This is a genomic window from Actinoallomurus purpureus (assembly GCF_024055795.1).
Lineage (GTDB): Bacteria > Actinomycetota > Actinomycetes > Streptosporangiales > Streptosporangiaceae > Actinoallomurus > Actinoallomurus purpureus.
Map to the genome: position 1 here is coordinate 24,756 of NZ_JAMXMY010000011.1, position 15,079 is coordinate 39,834.

Consider the following 15,079-nt stretch of genomic DNA (forward strand, 5'->3'; position numbering starts at 1 on the left):
CCGTCCGCCTGCACCGTCCGCCGACGTACAGCACACGAATCGAACTGGCGATCGGTCGATTGCCCTGCGCACCACCCCGCCCATCGACTACCTTCCGTGACTTGTCATGCACTTTACGTTCTGGACGACGGGAGGGGATGATGGGACCATGTCCCACGTGCTGGAGAAGCCGATCGACGTGGAGACCGACGAGCGCACCGACATCGAGCGCCGCTACGACGAGCTCGGCGAGCGCTGGCCGGACCGCAAGGTCGAGATCATCGACGGCCGGATCGTGGTGAGAGAGGTGCCCACCACTGATCACGCCGACGTCATCTTCGGGCTGCTGCTCCAGCTCATGCCGTACGTGGCCAAACGCGGCTGGAAGATCTGGCAGGACGTCGCGCTGTTCCTCGGTCCGCAGGTGGACCGGTACCGGCCGGATCTGCTGGCCGTGCCGCAGGATCCCCCCAAATGGGGTGACGACCACGTTTTCGGGAACGCCACGCACCTCGTCGTCGAGGTCGTCTCCAAGAGCAGCGTCCGCGACGACCACGAGGTCAAGCCGAGAACCTGCGCGCGCGGCGGGGTCCCGCTCTATCTGGTGGTCGACACCTTCGCGGGCAAGGCCCGGCTGCTCAGCCACCCCGGCAAGGACGGCTACGTGCACGAGGTGGACGTGAAGCTCGGCGAGCCGCTGGACCTGCCGGCCCCCTGGGACCTCACCCTCGACACCGGCCGGCTGACCGCCTGATCCCGCCCCGTCCGCGTACGGACGACTCGTACGGGCGCGCCTCCCACGGGGAGGCGCGCCCTCGCCGTGTCCGCGTCAGGCGAGCTTGTGGATCCAGCCGTACGGGTCGGGGCGCTCGCCGTACTGGACGCCGACGAGCTCCTCACGCAGGCGCATCGTGACCGGGCCGGGCTCACCGGAGCCGACGAGCCACTCGTCCTTGGCGCTCTTGACCCGGCCGACCGGGGTGATCACCGCGGCGGTGCCGCAGGCGAAGACCTCGGTGAGCTCGCCGGAGGCGTTGCCCTCGCGCCACTGGTCGGTGGAGATGCGGTCCTCGGAGGCGGGGACGCCGAGGTCGGGGGCGAGCTTGAGCAGGGAGTCGCGGGTGATGCCGGGCAGGAGGCTGCCGGTGAGCGCGGGGGTCATGACGCGGGCGTCCGCGCCGGAGCCGTACACGAAGAAGAGGTTCATGCCGCCCATCTCCTCGACCCAGCGGTGCTCGTTCGCGTCGAGCCACACGACCTGGTCGCAGCCCTCGCGGACGGCCTGGGCCTGGGCGACGAACGCGGCGGCGTAGTTGCCGCCGCACTTGGCCGCACCGGTGCCGCCGGGCGCGGCCCGGGTGTAGTCCTCCGACAGCCACACCGAGACGGGCTTGATCCCGGTCCCGCCGGTGAAGTACGACGCCGACGGCGACGCGATGACGATGAACAGGTAGGAGGACGACGGGCGGTTCACGCCGAGGCCGCGCTCGGTGGCGATGATGAAGGGACGCAGGTAGAGGCTGTGTCCCTCCTGAGAGGGGACCCAGTCGCGGTCGGCGTCGACCAGCAGTTCCAAGGACCGGACGAACGTCTCCTCGGGAAGCGGCGGCATCGCCATCCGGTCGCAGGAGGCGTTGAAACGCGCGGCGTTGGCGTACGGGCGGAAGGCCACGATCGATCCGTCGGCCCGGCGATAGGCCTTCAGGCCCTCGAACAGTTCCTGGGCGTAATGCAACACCGCCGTCGCCGGGTCCAGCGTCAATGGCGCGTACGCCTCGAGGCGCGCGTCGTGCCAGCCGTTCTCCGTATCCCACCTGATGGTGATCATGTGGTCCGTGAAGAGCCGGCCGAAGCCCGGGTCCTCCAGCAGTCGTTCGCGCTCGTCCGCCGGCGTGCGGTGGTCGGAGAGCCGGATGTCGAACTCGATGCTCATCTCAGGTCCTCTCGCGGTGCGGCCTCGTCGCCGCTCCCGTACTCATTGTCGCCTTTTGTCGCGTTCAAGTCTCCTTTGTCACGGCAGCCCGAACGGGCGCGCCGTGGGGCGCGCCCGGAGAGTTTTCCCTATGGAAAGGCGCGCCCTAGCCGGATACTCGCTCGGCGATGTCGTCGCCGGCTTCACGGGTGGACCGCGCGGCCCAGGCGCCCTGGCGCTCGATGACGTCGTCCGCGACGGCCTGCTCGACCTTGCGGGCCTCGGCGGTCAGGTCGAGGTGGTCGAGGAGCAGCGCCACGGAGAGGATCGTGGCGGTCGGGTCGGCCTTGCCCTCCCCGGCGATGTCGGGGGCGCTGCCGTGGACCGGCTCGAACATGCTCGGCGCCGCGCCGGTGGGGTTGATGTTGCCGCTGGCGGCCAGCCCGATGCCGCCGGCCACCGCCGCACCCAGGTCGGTGATGATGTCGCCGAAGAGGTTGTCGGTGACGATCACGTCGTAGCGCTGCGGCTGGGTGACGAAGAACATCGTCGCGGCGTCGACGTGGGAGTAGTCGACCTCGATGTCCGGGTACTCCTGGGCCACGGCGTCGACCGTACGCGACCACAGGTCGCCCGCATAGACCAGAACGTTGTTCTTGTGCACGAGGGTGAGCTTCTTGCGCGGGCGGCGGGCCGCCTGCTCGAAGGCGTAGCGCACGACGCGCTCGACGCCGAAGGCGGTGTTGAGGCTCTCCTGCGTCGCGACCTCGTGCGGCGTGCCCTTGCGGAGGACGCCGCCGGCGCCGGCGTAGAGGCTTTCGGTGCCCTCCCGCACGACCAGCATGTCGATGTCCTCGGGCCGGGTGTCGGCGAGCGGGGTGGCCACGCCGGGGTAGAGCCGAACCGGCCGCAGGTTGACGTAGTGGTCGAGCTCGAAGCGCAGGCGGAGCAGCAGGCCGCGCTCCAGCACGCCGCTCGGCACGGTCGGGTCGCCGACGGCTCCCAACAGGATCGCGTCGTGCTCGCGGACCTCCTCGAGCACGGAGTCGGGAAGCGTCTCACCGGTCCTGTGCCAGCGGGCCGCGCCCAGGTCGTACGCCGTCTGCTCGATCTTCAGGCCGAGGGCGCCGAGGACCTTCAGGCCCTCGGCGACGACCTCGGGGCCGATGCCGTCGCCCGGAACGACGGCCAGCCGAATGCTGCGGGAAGCCATGCACGTACCTTACCGGGTCGTCTCAGTGCCTGAGAAGTCGTCTCACACTATGGGCGATTTATGGCCGTGCCGTGGACGCCGCCGGCGCCGGCGATGGCCCGGTCGAACACCAGGGCGCGGGCGGTCGCCAGGCCGGTCGCCAGCGCGCCCAGGACCACCGCGTCGTCGCCGAGCGGCGACACCTCGACGCGCGGCGGCCCCAGCGGGGTCATGGTCTCGAGCCGGTCGCGCACCTCGTCGAGCAGGACGTCGGCGCCGTGCCCGCCGATGCCGCCGCCGAGGACGATGAGCTCGGGGTCGAGCAACGCGATCACGCCGGCCAGCGCGTGGGCGACGTGGTCCGCCTCCCGCGCCACCGTCCGCAGCGCCACCGGATCGCCGTCGCGCGCCTCGTCGAAGACGCGCTTGGCGGTGATCTCCCCGGGCATGCCCAGCCGCCGCGCGGTGGCGACCACCCCCGTCGCCGAGGCGACCGACTCGAGCATGCCGTGCCTCCGGGAGTCCGGGGCGTGCGCGAGCGGGTCGGCCTCCCCCATCGGCAGGAACGCGATCTCCCCGGCCGCGCCGCGCGCCCCGCGGTACAGGCGGCCGTCGACGATGATCCCCATGCCGATGCCGGTGCCGATCGACACGTAGACGAAGTGCCGGAGGCCGGAGCCGAGGCCGTAACCCTGCTCGCCGAGCGCGGCCAGGGCGATGTCGTTCTCGATCGCGAACGGCGCGGGCAGCCGCTCGGCGAGCTTCGCGGTGACGCCCGGAGCGTTCCATCCCGGGATGTTGGGCGCGAGGTGGAGCCGTTCGTTCTCGACGTCGTGCACGCCGGGCGTGCCGAGGACGATGTTGGTGACCTGCCCGCCGGCCGCCGCCGCGAGACCGTCGACGACCTCACTGAGCTGGCGGATCAGCTCACCGGCGTCGCCGGAACGCGCGGGGACGTCCTTCCGTACGACGATCTCGCCGCCGAGGTCGACCAGGGCGGCGCGCACCCACTGACGGCCGACGTCCAGGCCGATCACCCAGCCGGCCTCCGGGCGGATCTCGTACAGCAGGGCCGCGCGCCCCGCGTTGCCGGTCCGGTGCCCGACGGGGCGGACCAGCCCGGCCCGCTCCAGATCGGCGAGGGCCAGCGAGATGGTGGGCTTTGAGAGCCCGGTCGCCTCGGCGAGCTGAGGCCGTGACACCGGGCCGAGCAGCCGGATGCGTTCGTACACGGCCCGTTCGTTCATGATGCGCAACACGCTCGTGGTGTTGGCCGTCTCCCCGCCGCTCGGCACGTTCATCCTCTCCCCGTAGGCTGCTCACCAGAGTGTCCCATGTCACTGAGGGCTTGATTTGTTAGGGAGGCTCTCTTACATTCTCCCCAACGCCGCTCACCAGCGAGGACGCGGAAACCGCGCCATGAAAGGGAGTGGGGAGTCATGTCGTCTCCCACGGCTCCGGGGTTCGAACGACGCCTCGGACTGTTCCAGGCCACCACCGTAAATATGACACAGATGTGCGGCATCGGGCCGTTCGTCACCATCCCCGCCATGGTCACCGCCTTGCAGGGCCCGCAGGCCATGTTCGGCTGGGTCATCGGTGCGCTCATCGCGGTCGCGGACGGGCTGGTGTGGGCCGAGCTCGGCGCCGCGATGCCCGGCGCGGGCGGGACGTACCTCTATCTCCGGGAGGCGTTCCAGTACCGTACGGGCCGCCTGATGCCCTTCCTGTTCGTCTGGTCGGCGGTGCTGTTCATCCCTCTGATCATGTCGACCGGTGTGATCGGCCTCGTGCAGTACGGCGGATACCTGTGGCCCGCGCTGGTCCACGGCAAGGGACTGTCGACCCTCGGCCACGTCGTCGCGATCGGCGTCGTCGGCCTGGTGATCCTCGCGCTCTACCGGCGGATCGGCGACATCGGCCGGATCACGACGGTCTTCTTCGTCGTCATGCTGGTCTCGGTGCTCGGCGTGATCGTCGCGGCCTTCACCCACTTCCACTCGAGCCTGGCCTTCGGGTTCCCTCACGACGCGGGCTCGAAGTTCTTCAGCGGACTGGGCGCGGGCCTGGTCATCGCGATCTACGACTACCTCGGCTACAACACCAGCGCCTACCTCGGCGCGGAGGTGCGCAACCCGGGACGGGTGATCCCGCGCTCGATCGTCTACGCCATCCTCGGCATCATGGGGCTGTACTTCCTGCTCCAGCTCGGCGTGCTCGGCGTCGTGCCGTGGCAGGAGGCCAAGGACTCCAGCTCGGTCGCCTCGCTGGTGCTCGAACGCTCCTGGGGCAAGGGCGTCGCCCAGGTGTTCACCGTCGGGATCATCATCACGGCGTTCGCGTCGGTCTTCGCCGGGCTCCTCGGCGGATCGCGGGTGCCCTACAACGCGGCGCGCGACAAGGTGTTCCTCCCGTGGTTCGGGCGGCTGCACCCGCGCCTGCACTTCCCCACCGCCGGCCTGTACGCGATGGGCGTCGTCACGGCGATCGGTTCGCTCTTCACCCTCACCGACGTGATCAGCATGCTCACGACGGTCTTCGTCCTGGTGCAGTCGGTGGCCCAGGTCGTCGCCGTCACCGTGCTGCGCATCCGCCAGCCGAACCTGCCCCGCCCGTACAAGATGTGGCTCTACCCGCTGCCCAGCATCGTCGCGCTGGTCGGCTGGATCTACATCTACCAGGCGGCCGGCCTCAAGCCGATCCTGCTGTCGCTGGCCTGGCTCGCCGCGGGCGTCGTCGCCTACCTGGCCTGGGCCCGCGCCGAGCAGACCTGGCCGTTCGGCCCCAAGGAGATCCAGGAGTCCTTCGTCGAGCATCCCGGGCAGGCCGCCGCATGACGACGGGGGAAACGTCGGTCGGCGAGTTCGTTCTCGGGATCGACTTCGGGGGGACCAAGGTGGCGCTCGCGACGGCGAGCGTCACCGGGGAGCGGCTGCACGGTACGCGCCTGGCGACACGTGCCGCCGACGGCGCGAAGGAGGTGGTGCGCCGGGTCCTGGACGCGGCGCACGACCTCGCCGCCGGTACGCCCGGCCGCCTGGTCGCGGCCGGGGTGTCGACGTTCGGGGTGATCCGCGACGGCCGGGTCCGCCTCGCTCCGAACGTGCCCGGCTGGGACGACCTGCCGCTGCCCGCCCTGCTGCGGGACGGGCTCGGCGTGCCCGCGGTGCGCGTCGACAACGACGTCAACGCGGCGGCAGCGGCGGAGCTGCGCTGGGGCCGGCTCAAGGGGACCGACGTGGGTCTCTACGTGAATCTGGGAACCGGAACCGGCGCGGCGCTCGTGGTCGGCGGCCGGGTCGTGCCCGGCACCCACGGCGCGGCCGGCGAGATCGGCTACCTGCTGCGCGACCCGGCCGAGCCGGGGTACGCGGACGGGCTCGCGCCGCTGGAGGAGTACACCTCCGGCAGCGGGCTGGCCGCCCGCGGTTCCGCGCTGCTCGGTGAGCGGGTCACGGCCGAAGAGCTGTTCGCCCGGCGGGACGAGCCGGCGGTGGCGGCGCTGCTCGACGACGCCGCGGCGGCGGTGGGGATGGCGGTCGCCAACCTGACGACCTTCCTCGATCCCGAACGCGTCGTCGTCGGCGGAGGGATGGCCGAGGTGTTCCTCCCGGCCCTGCGCGCGGCCATTGCCCGCGCGGTGCCGTTCCCGCCGCAGGTCGAGGCGGCGCGTTTCGTGGACGACGCCGCGCTCATCGGCGCGGTGGCACTCGGCGTCCAGGCGGCCTGACGGCCGCCGATCGCGTACGGGTGTCGGTCGGACACCCGTACGCGACGTGATCAGGACTGTCTCGGCGGCGCCGCGCCGCCGGGCGGCGGGCTCGTGAAACAGAGCCCCTAACGGCCGGCGGCGCCGCCGTTGTCGCGGCGGTCCAGGGCGGTCTGAACGGCTCGGGCCGCCTCTTCGGCGGTCTCGTCGGCGGGGGCCCAGGTGGGAGTGGCGTCCATGGGATTCGTCTCCGTGAATGTCATCAGGGGTGAACGGATCATTTGGGACTCACGGCCAGCGGCGGACTCCGCGACGGGTCGCCGGCCTGCCCCATGATCAGGCCCCGCCGCGGCAGCGAAGAATGAGTACGAAGCGCCGCATGACCCTTTCGACGCTACCCGTTGCACCGCGGCCTGTCTCGCCGCTCGGCCAGGAATCTCACATCCCAAGACGCACGGCCGGGGGAACCGCTGCCGACCAGAGACTCTCCGCCCCTCCTCGTGACCGTGAATCTTCCTTCACAGGTCCACGCGCCGACCCTGGTCGGCCCCGATCTCCTCGGTGATCGCGTCGACGAGCTCCGGTGTGAGCGCCGAGTCGACGGTCAGCGCGATCAGCGCCCTGCCGCCCTTCTCGTGCCGGCCCACCTGCATTCCGGCGATGTTGACCCCCGCGTCGCCGAGCAGCCGGCCCACCACGCCGACCATGCCGGGCCGGTCGGTGTAGGTGAAGAAGCCCATGTGCGCCGCGGGCGCGATCTCCATCGCGTAGCCGTTCACCTCGACGATCCGCTCGGCGTGCCGCGGCCCGGTCAGCGTCCCCGCCACCGAGACTGTGACGCCGTCGGGCATCGTGCCGCGCACCATCAGGAGATTGCGCCAGTCAGGGCTCTCCTCGCTGGTGGTCAGCGTCACCTCGACGCCACGAGCCCGCGACAGCAGGGGCGCGTTGACGTACGTCACCGCCTCTTCGACCACGTCGGTGAACGCGCCCTTCAGCGCGGCCAGCTCCAGGACCTTCATGTCGTGGACGGTGATCTCTCCGCGTACTTCGACCTCGAGGCGTACGGGCAGCCCGCCGGCGAGCGCGGTGAAGATCCGCCCCAGCTTCTCCGCCAGCGGCAGCCCTGGCTTGACGTCCTCGGCGACGACGCCGCCGCGCACGTTGACCGCGTCCGGCACGAACTCGCCGGCGAGCGCCAGCCGCACCGAGCGCGCGACCTGGGTGCCCGCCTTCTCCTGGGCCTCGTGCGTGCTCGCCCCCAGATGCGGGGTGACCACGACGTTGTCGTGGCAGAACAGCGGGCTGTCCGTGCACGGCTCGGTGCGGAACACGTCGATGCCCGCACCCGCGACGCGCCCCTCCTTCAGCGCCAGGTCGAGGGCGTCCTCGTCGATGAGGCCGCCGCGCGCGGCGTTGACGATCCGCACCGACGGCTTGACGAGCCGCAGCTCCCGGTCGCCGACGAGGCCGAGCGTCTCGGGGGTCTTCGGCAGGTGCACGGTGATGAAGTCGCTGGCGGCCAGCAGCTCGTCGAGCGGGACGAGCCGCGCGCCGAGCTGCGCCGCCCGTGCCGCCTGGACGTACGGGTCGAAGGCGATGACCCGCATGCCGAACGCGGCGAGCCGCTGCGCGACGAGCACGCCGATGCGACCGAGACCGAGCACGCCGAGGGTCTTGTCCTGCAGCTCGACCCCGGTGTACGCGGCGCGGCGCCACTCGCCGCGCTTGAGCGCGGAGTGGGCCTGCGGGACGTTCCGGGCGGTCGCCATCAGCAGCGCGATCGCGTGCTCGGCGGCGGTCACGATGTTGGAGGTCGGCGCGTTGACGACCATGACCCCGGCCCTGGTCGCCGCCTCGACGTCGACGTTGTCGAGGCCGACGCCCGCGCGGGCGACGACGCTCAGCCGCGGCGCGGCGGCGAGGACCGCGGCGTCGACCGTGGTCGCGCTGCGGACGATCAGGGCGTCCGCGTCGGCCACCGCGGCGACCAGCGCGGTACGGTCGGCGCCGTCGACGCGGCGGATCTCGAAGTCGGGCTCGAGGAGCGCCAGACCGGCGGGCGAGAGCTCTTCGGCGATGAGGACCACAGGCCTTCTCACGGCACGACCCCCTACGTGTGGCTGCACGGTATGGGGCCATGTGATCCAGTCCGAGTGCCCTCGGCGCGACCTCGCCCTTCACGATTTTAGTAAGGTCCGGTGAACGTCGTCGTGAGATGACACGAACAGATACGGCGTTGGCCGGGATCGGCCCATCCGGTGTGCCGTACGCACTAGTGTCGGGCGCATGGCTAACGGAAACCCGAAGCTGGCCGACGTGCTCGCCCAGCGCGGTGAACCCGAGGAGATCCTGCGCGCGCTCATCGACGGCGGGATCCTCATTGTGAGCAACCCCGACGGCTCCGTGCTGGTGGGGCAGCTGGAGGACGAGACCGTCGCGCTGGCCGCGTTCACCCGCCCGGAGGCGTACAGCGAGAAGTCCGACAGCGAGGAGTTCCAGCACGCCGACGCGGCCCTGCTGCTGGAGATCGCTCGCAGCGGCGAGGTTCAGGCCCTGGTGATCGACCCGGAGAGCGACGACGCCGCCCTGATCCCGTTCAGCGACGTGCAGGGGTTCCTCGTCACCCAGGGAATGGGTGTCGACGATGACGTCGAGGTGGCGTTCCGCGCCAGTGAGCACGAGCTGGTCCCGCACCTCAAGGAGGGCGTCGCCGAGCGGCTGCCGGACTACCCGGCCGTCGAGCGCGTGTGGATCTCCGACGTGCGGATGCCGAGCGGCGTGGAGGGCATCATGCTGCACGTCGTGGTCTCCGAGGGCGGCGACCCTCAGGTGGCCAACGAACTGCTCCAGGCGACGATGGAGAAACTGCCGAGCAGTGACGTTCCCGTGTTCGCCCACGTCGCCGACGACGAGAGCGAGGAGTTCCTCGCCGAGATGGACGCCGCCGTCGTCCGTCGCTGAACCCGTTTCGCGGGCCGCCGGTCGGCATCACGGCCCGACCGGCCGCCCTTCCCCGCCTGCCGTCACCGCCTGGTCGGCCTCAGGCCGCGGTCCGCGTCCCCGCCCAGGCGAGCACGGCGGTGACCGCGCCGGTGTCGGCGATGTAAACGTGGGGCACGTCCACGAACACCCGCATCGTCCCCGCCGGAAGGCCCACCGCCTCTGCCACCTCCAGCTGGACCGCGCGCAGAGGGAGGTAGTTGAGGTAGCTCGTGTAGGCGTTCTGAGAACGGAAGGTCGCGGTCATCGCCACCCGGCGGGACCTGATCCGGAAGGCCAGCGCGGCCAGGCAGGGCACGGCGTCCCGCCGCTCGCCCGGGACCGTCAGCGAGATCCATCCGCTCTTGGTCCACGGGCGGGACAGCAGCAGCCCGGTCACCCAGTCGAGCTGGTCGACGCCGCGGAGATCGCGCAGCCGCGCGCCATAGCTGTACTTGAACGGCGGCACGATGTCGGTTCTGGTGAACTTCGCCGTGTAGCGGGCGACGGCGTCCGCGTCACCGTACGCGCGGACGATCGGATCGTCCCATCCCAGCGTCGCTATCTCGAACAGCCGTGGCGGCGCCTCGATGATCGGGCCCCGGTCGTCGAGGCCGGCCTCGCCCGTCGTCCACACATGCCGCATCAGGCCGATCCACGCCTCTCCGCAGGTGTGCCAGCGCTCCATTCTCAGGACTCCACCGACGGGAAGCCGAACGGGTTGGCCGGCCCGCGGCGGCGCCGTGCCGTGCCCAGGCGGACGTAGTAGATCAGGAGAAGCAACGTGGTGGTGACCGCGATCCAGACGGTCACCACGATCCCGGTCGGCCGGGCTCCCGACAGTCCGAGCAGCCCGACGGAGATGTACGCCGCGTCGACGATCGCCAGCCCGATCGCCGTCAGTCCGGCCCCGGACGTCGGCGCGAACGCCTCCGGATAGTTCGGGTCCACCGGCAGGTTCGGCGCCCAGCCCACCTCTCGGAAGTGGTCGCGGAGCTCCTCGACGTACAGCAGCCGGAAGTTGTTGACCGCGCGCGCCGTGCGCAGGTGCCGGGAGGTCGCCTCGATGAGGCGGAGGTACGGCAGGACGCCCATCGCCCCGAAGATCGCCGTCAGGGCGAAGACGTACGGGGGGATGCGGTGCCAGGCCGTCAGCGCGGCCGCGTCGAGCACCTTCGCGCTCGCCAGCGCGACCACCGCGACGAACGGCGCGGCCAGCAGGCTCATGGCGAGCCTGAGCGTCTTCAGGCGTTCGTCCGAGGCGGCGAGGTAGACCTGGTAGATGCCACCGAAGTCGGTCGCCAGGAGTTGGATGAACTGCGTGGGGTCGATCTCGGCGCGGCCCTCGTCGGGTTCCCGGCGGTCGTCCCTCGGTGTTCCTAAGACTGTCTTACGCATGAGCACGCTCCACTCTCGCGCCTCATGGGACGGCTCCGGGCCACCGCGGCCACCGGAGTCGAAACCGCCCATTCCGCCGTCTTAAGTATCCTCCTTCCCGGAGCCGGTCCGCGCCGAAATCTGATTTAGGCGCACCCTGAACCGGGATTCCAAGCATAGATTTACAAGGTGTTATTGACCGCGCACAAGGCCTCGGCGGTTGCCGAATTTCAGCCCCGCCTGCCGTGAGCTCCGCGGCCCCGGCGGCGGACGAAGAACGCCCCGGCGTGTGCGATCGCACACGCCGGGGCGTACCGGCGGACCTGTCGGCCCGGGTCAGTCCTGGAGCCAGGACATCATCGGGCGGAGCTTGGCGCCGGTCTGCTCGATCGGGGAGTTCTGCTCCTCCTCGCGACGCTTGAGGAAGTTCGACCGGCCGCCGTCGAACTCCTCCACGAGCTCCTTGACGAAGGTGCCGTCCTGGACCTCCTTGAGGATCTTGCGCATCTCCTCACGGGTCTGGTCGGTGATGATGCGCCGGCCGCGGGTGTAGTCGCCGAACTCCGCGGTGTCGGAGATCGAGTAACGCATCTTCGACAGGCCGCCCTCGTACATGAGGTCGACGATGAGCTTCATCTCGTGCAGGCACTCGAAGTAGGCGGCCTCCGGCTGGTAGCCCGCCTCGACGAGGGTCTGGAAGCCCGCCTTGATGAGCTCGGAGACGCCACCGCAGAGCACGGCCTGCTCGCCGAACAGGTCGGTCTCGGTCTCCTCCTTGAAGGTGGTCTTCAGCGCGCCCGGCCGCGTGCCGCCGATGGCCTTCGCGTACGAGAGGGTGAGCGGCCAGGCGTTGCCGGTGGCGTCCCGCTCCACGGCGACGAGCACCGGCACGCCGCGGCCCTCGGTGTACTGGCGGCGCACGAGGTGGCCCGGGCCCTTCGGGGCGACCATGGCGACGTCGACGCCCTCCGGCGGCTCGATGAGGTTGAAGCGGATGTTGAGGCCGTGGCCGAAGAAGAGGGCGTCGCCCTCGACGAGCGACGGCGCGATGGCCTCGGTGTAGACGGCGCGCTGCAGGTGGTCCGGGATCAGCACCATCGTGAGGTCGGCCTCCTCACAGGCCTCCTCCGGGGTGACGACGCGCAGGCCGTCGTTCTCGGCCTTCTCCCGGCTCTTGGAGTCCTTCGGCAGGCCGACGCGAACGTCGACCCCGGAGTCGCGCAGCGAGAGCGCGTGCGCGTGCCCCTGGCTGCCGTATCCGAGCACCGCCACGTGACGGTCCTGGATGACGCTCAGGTCGGCGTCGTTGTCGTAGTAGATCTCAGCCACTTGCGTTTGCCTCTCTGAAATTCACGCGCTGCGCTCGATGGCGCGCAGCGATCGGTCGGTGATGGAGCGGGCGCCACGGCCGATGGCCACCATGCCCGACTGCACCAGTTCCTTGATACCGAAGGGTTCCAGAATCCTGATCAGGGCCTCCAGCTTGTCCCTGCTTCCGGTCGCCTCGATCGTGACCGCGTCCGTGGCCACGTCGACGACCTTCGCGCGGAACAGCTGGACGGTCTCCAGGACCTGGGAGCGGGTCTCGGCGTCGGCCCGGACCTTGATCAGTATCAGCTCGCGCTGCACCGACGCCGACGAGTCCAGCTCGACGATCTTGATGACGTTGACCAGCTTGTTCAGCTGCTTCGTCACCTGCTCCAGCGGGAGCTCCTCGACGTTGACGACGATCGTCATCCGGGAGATGTCCGGGTGCTCCGTCGTCCCGACGGCGAGCGAGTCGATGTTGAAGCCGCGCCGGGAGAACAGGGATGCGACCCTGGCGAGGATGCCGGGCTTGTTCTCGACCAGCACCGATAGCGTGTGCCTGCTCATCCCTCAGTCACCGTTCTCCCAGTCGGGCGCCATGTCCCGGGCGATCTTGATCTCGTCGTTGTCGGCGCCGGCCGCGACCATCGGCCACACCATCGCGTCCGCGTGCACGATGAAGTCGATGACGACCGGGACGTCGTTGATCTCCATGGCCTTGGCGATCGTGGCGTCCACGTCGGCGACGTTGTCGCAGCGCAGCCCCACGCAGCCGTACGCCTCTGCCAGCTTGACGAAGTCGGGGATCCGGCGGGACTGCAGGTCGCTGTTGGAGTAGCGCCCCTCGTAGAAGAGGGTCTGCCACTGCCGGATCATGCCGAGGTTACCGTTGTTGATGACGGCGACCTTGATCGGGATGCCCTCGATGGCGCAGGTGGCCAGCTCCTGGTTGGTCATCTGGAAGCATCCGTCGCCGTCGATCGCCCAGACGGCCGTGTCGGGCCGGCCCTTCTTGGCGCCCATCGCGGCAGGCACGGCGTACCCCATCGTGCCGAGCCCGCCCGAGTTGATGAACGAGCCGGGGTTCTCGTACCCGATGAACTGGGCGGTCCACATCTGGTGCTGGCCCACGCCGGCGACGTACAGGGCGTCCGGGCCGACGACCTTGCCGATGCGCTCGATCGCGTACTGCGGCGCCAGGCTCCCGTCCTCGGGCTGGTCATAGCCCAGCGGGTAGGTCTCTCGCCAGGAGTTCAGCTGGCGCCACCAGGCCTCGTAGTCGCCCTTGCGTCCCGCGGAGTGCTCGGCGCGCACGGCGTTGATCAGGTCGGTGAGGACGTCGCGGCAGTCGCCGACGATCGGGACGTCGGCGTGGCGATTCTTGGAGATCTCGGCCGGGTCGATGTCGGCGTGCACGACCTTGGCGCCGCTGGCGAAGCTGTCGAGGCGGCCGGTCACCCGGTCGTCGAACCGCGCGCCCAGCGCGACCAGCAGGTCCGAGCGCTGCAGCGCGCCGACGGCTCCGACGCTGCCGTGCATGCCGGGCATGCCCATGTGGAGCGGGTGGCTGTCGGGCAGCGCGCCCTTGGCCATCAGCGTGGTCACCACCGGGGCGCCGGTCAGCTCGGCGAGGGTACGCAGCTCGGCGGCGGCCCGCGCCTTCAGCACGCCCCCGCCGACGTACAGCACCGGCCGTTGCGCTTCGGTGAGGAGACGGGCGGCCTCGCGCACCTGCTTGGCGTGCGGGCGCGTCACCGGGCGGTACCCGGGCAGCTGCATCGGCTGCGGCCAGACGAAGTCGACCTCGTTCTGCAGCGCGTCCTTGGCGATGTCGACGAGGACGGGACCCGGCCGGCCGGTCGAGGCGATGTGGAACGCCTCGGCGATCGTACGGCCGATGTCGGCCGGGTCGGTGACGAGGAAGTTGTGCTTGGTGATCGGCATCGTGATGCCGGAGATGTCCGCTTCCTGGAAGGCGTCCGTGCCGATGGCGCCGCTGGGCACCTGCCCGGTGATCGCGACGATCGGCACCGAGTCCATGTAGGCGTCGGCGATCGGCGTCACGAGGTTGGTGGCGCCGGGACCGCTGGTCGCCATGCACACGCCCACCCGGCCCGTCGCCTGCGCGTACCCCTGAGCGGCGTGGCCAGCACCCTGCTCGTGCCGGACAAGGATGTGGCGGATCTTCTGCGAGTCGAAGAGGGGGTCGTAGGCCGGGAGGATGGCCCCGCCCGGGATCCCGAACACGGTGTCGACGCCGACCTCCTCCAGGGCTCTGATGAGCGCCTGGGATCCGGTCATCCGTTCGGTCATCTGCTTCATCCTTGTGCTCTCGAGCGCTGGGCTCTGCCCCTTGGGGCGTCCGGGCCGGCCGTGCCGTCCGTACGCGATGCGCGGGGCCGGGGTTATGGCCAACAAAAAACCCCTCGCGCCGGATGGCGGTCGAGGGGAGCGCGCAAGCGATCTACTTGGTCAGCTTGCGCGCCGACCAAGTACGAGAATCAGGTTGCGGTTCATGGTGTCAACCATGGCGAGTTTCGCGGCCCGCGTCAAATTTATGGACGGTACGTCTCAGCATACGAGATAATTATCCCGATTACGCCACCCTGCGGCCACCCGG

13 protein-coding genes are annotated in these 15,079 nt (G+C 70.3%); 4 read left to right on the forward strand and 9 right to left on the reverse strand.

Annotated features, from left to right (window positions below; translation table 11 throughout):
- The first annotated feature begins 148 nt into the window (after positions 1–148).
- Complete coding sequence (locus NE236_RS21020) at positions 149–733, forward strand: Uma2 family endonuclease (protein WP_252843755.1); 585 nt, start codon at positions 149–151, stop codon at positions 731–733.
- A gap of 75 nt (positions 734–808) precedes the next feature.
- On the opposite strand, the gene NE236_RS21025 is transcribed toward NE236_RS21020, so the two are convergent.
- From NE236_RS21025 to NE236_RS21035, 3 genes are all read right to left on the reverse strand, one after another.
- A complete protein-coding gene (locus NE236_RS21025) occupies positions 809–1,912 on the reverse strand; it encodes a branched-chain amino acid aminotransferase (RefSeq protein WP_252843756.1) in 1,104 nt (367 codons plus the stop codon).
- A gap of 145 nt (positions 1,913–2,057) precedes the next feature.
- Positions 2,058–3,104: a 3-isopropylmalate dehydrogenase gene (locus NE236_RS21030; RefSeq protein ID WP_252843757.1), complete on the reverse strand. Its 1,047-nt coding sequence runs from the start codon at positions 3,102–3,104 to the stop codon at positions 2,058–2,060.
- A gap of 47 nt (positions 3,105–3,151) precedes the next feature.
- Complete coding sequence (locus NE236_RS21035) at positions 3,152–4,384, reverse strand: ROK family transcriptional regulator (protein WP_252843758.1); 1,233 nt, start codon at positions 4,382–4,384, stop codon at positions 3,152–3,154.
- A 138-nt stretch (positions 4,385–4,522) separates the two neighbouring features.
- On the opposite strand from NE236_RS21035, the gene NE236_RS21040 reads away from it, so the two are divergent.
- Both NE236_RS21040 and NE236_RS21045 read left to right on the forward strand, forming a co-directional pair.
- A complete protein-coding gene (locus tag NE236_RS21040; RefSeq protein ID WP_252843759.1) occupies positions 4,523–5,920 on the forward strand; it encodes an APC family permease in 1,398 nt (465 codons plus the stop codon).
- Positions 5,917–6,813, forward strand: coding sequence for an ROK family protein (locus tag NE236_RS21045; protein WP_252843760.1), 897 nt, complete (start codon positions 5,917–5,919; stop codon positions 6,811–6,813). Before NE236_RS21040 ends, NE236_RS21045 begins: the two co-directional genes overlap by 4 nt.
- Before the next feature lie 497 nt (positions 6,814–7,310).
- On the opposite strand, the gene serA is transcribed toward NE236_RS21045, so the two are convergent.
- On the reverse strand, positions 7,311–8,894 hold the full coding sequence (gene serA / locus NE236_RS21050; protein ID WP_252843761.1) for a phosphoglycerate dehydrogenase: 1,584 nt from the start codon (positions 8,892–8,894) through the stop codon (positions 7,311–7,313).
- 187 nt (positions 8,895–9,081) lie between these two features.
- Here serA and NE236_RS21055 point away from each other — a divergent pair, with 187 nt between their 5' ends.
- Positions 9,082–9,756, forward strand: a complete 675-nt coding sequence (locus tag NE236_RS21055; RefSeq protein WP_252843762.1) for a hypothetical protein — start codon at positions 9,082–9,084, stop codon at positions 9,754–9,756.
- Positions 9,757–9,835: 79 nt separating this feature from the next.
- On the opposite strand, the gene NE236_RS21060 is transcribed toward NE236_RS21055, so the two are convergent.
- The 5 genes from NE236_RS21060 to NE236_RS21080 form a co-directional block, all read right to left on the reverse strand.
- A complete protein-coding gene (locus NE236_RS21060) occupies positions 9,836–10,462 on the reverse strand; it encodes a thymidylate synthase family protein (protein ID WP_252843763.1) in 627 nt (208 codons plus the stop codon).
- 2 nt (positions 10,463–10,464) lie between these two features.
- Positions 10,465–11,172, reverse strand: a complete 708-nt coding sequence (locus NE236_RS21065; protein ID WP_252843764.1) for a hypothetical protein — start codon at positions 11,170–11,172, stop codon at positions 10,465–10,467.
- Positions 11,173–11,487: 315 nt separating this feature from the next.
- A complete protein-coding gene (ilvC, locus tag NE236_RS21070) occupies positions 11,488–12,471 on the reverse strand; it encodes a ketol-acid reductoisomerase (protein WP_252844004.1) in 984 nt (327 codons plus the stop codon).
- A 30-nt stretch (positions 12,472–12,501) separates the two neighbouring features.
- Complete coding sequence (ilvN, locus tag NE236_RS21075) at positions 12,502–13,026, reverse strand: acetolactate synthase small subunit (protein ID WP_252843765.1); 525 nt, start codon at positions 13,024–13,026, stop codon at positions 12,502–12,504.
- A gap of 3 nt (positions 13,027–13,029) precedes the next feature.
- Positions 13,030–14,877: an acetolactate synthase large subunit gene (locus NE236_RS21080; protein ID WP_308209133.1), complete on the reverse strand. Its 1,848-nt coding sequence runs from the start codon at positions 14,875–14,877 to the stop codon at positions 13,030–13,032.
- Between the last annotated feature and the right edge of the window lie 202 nt (positions 14,878–15,079).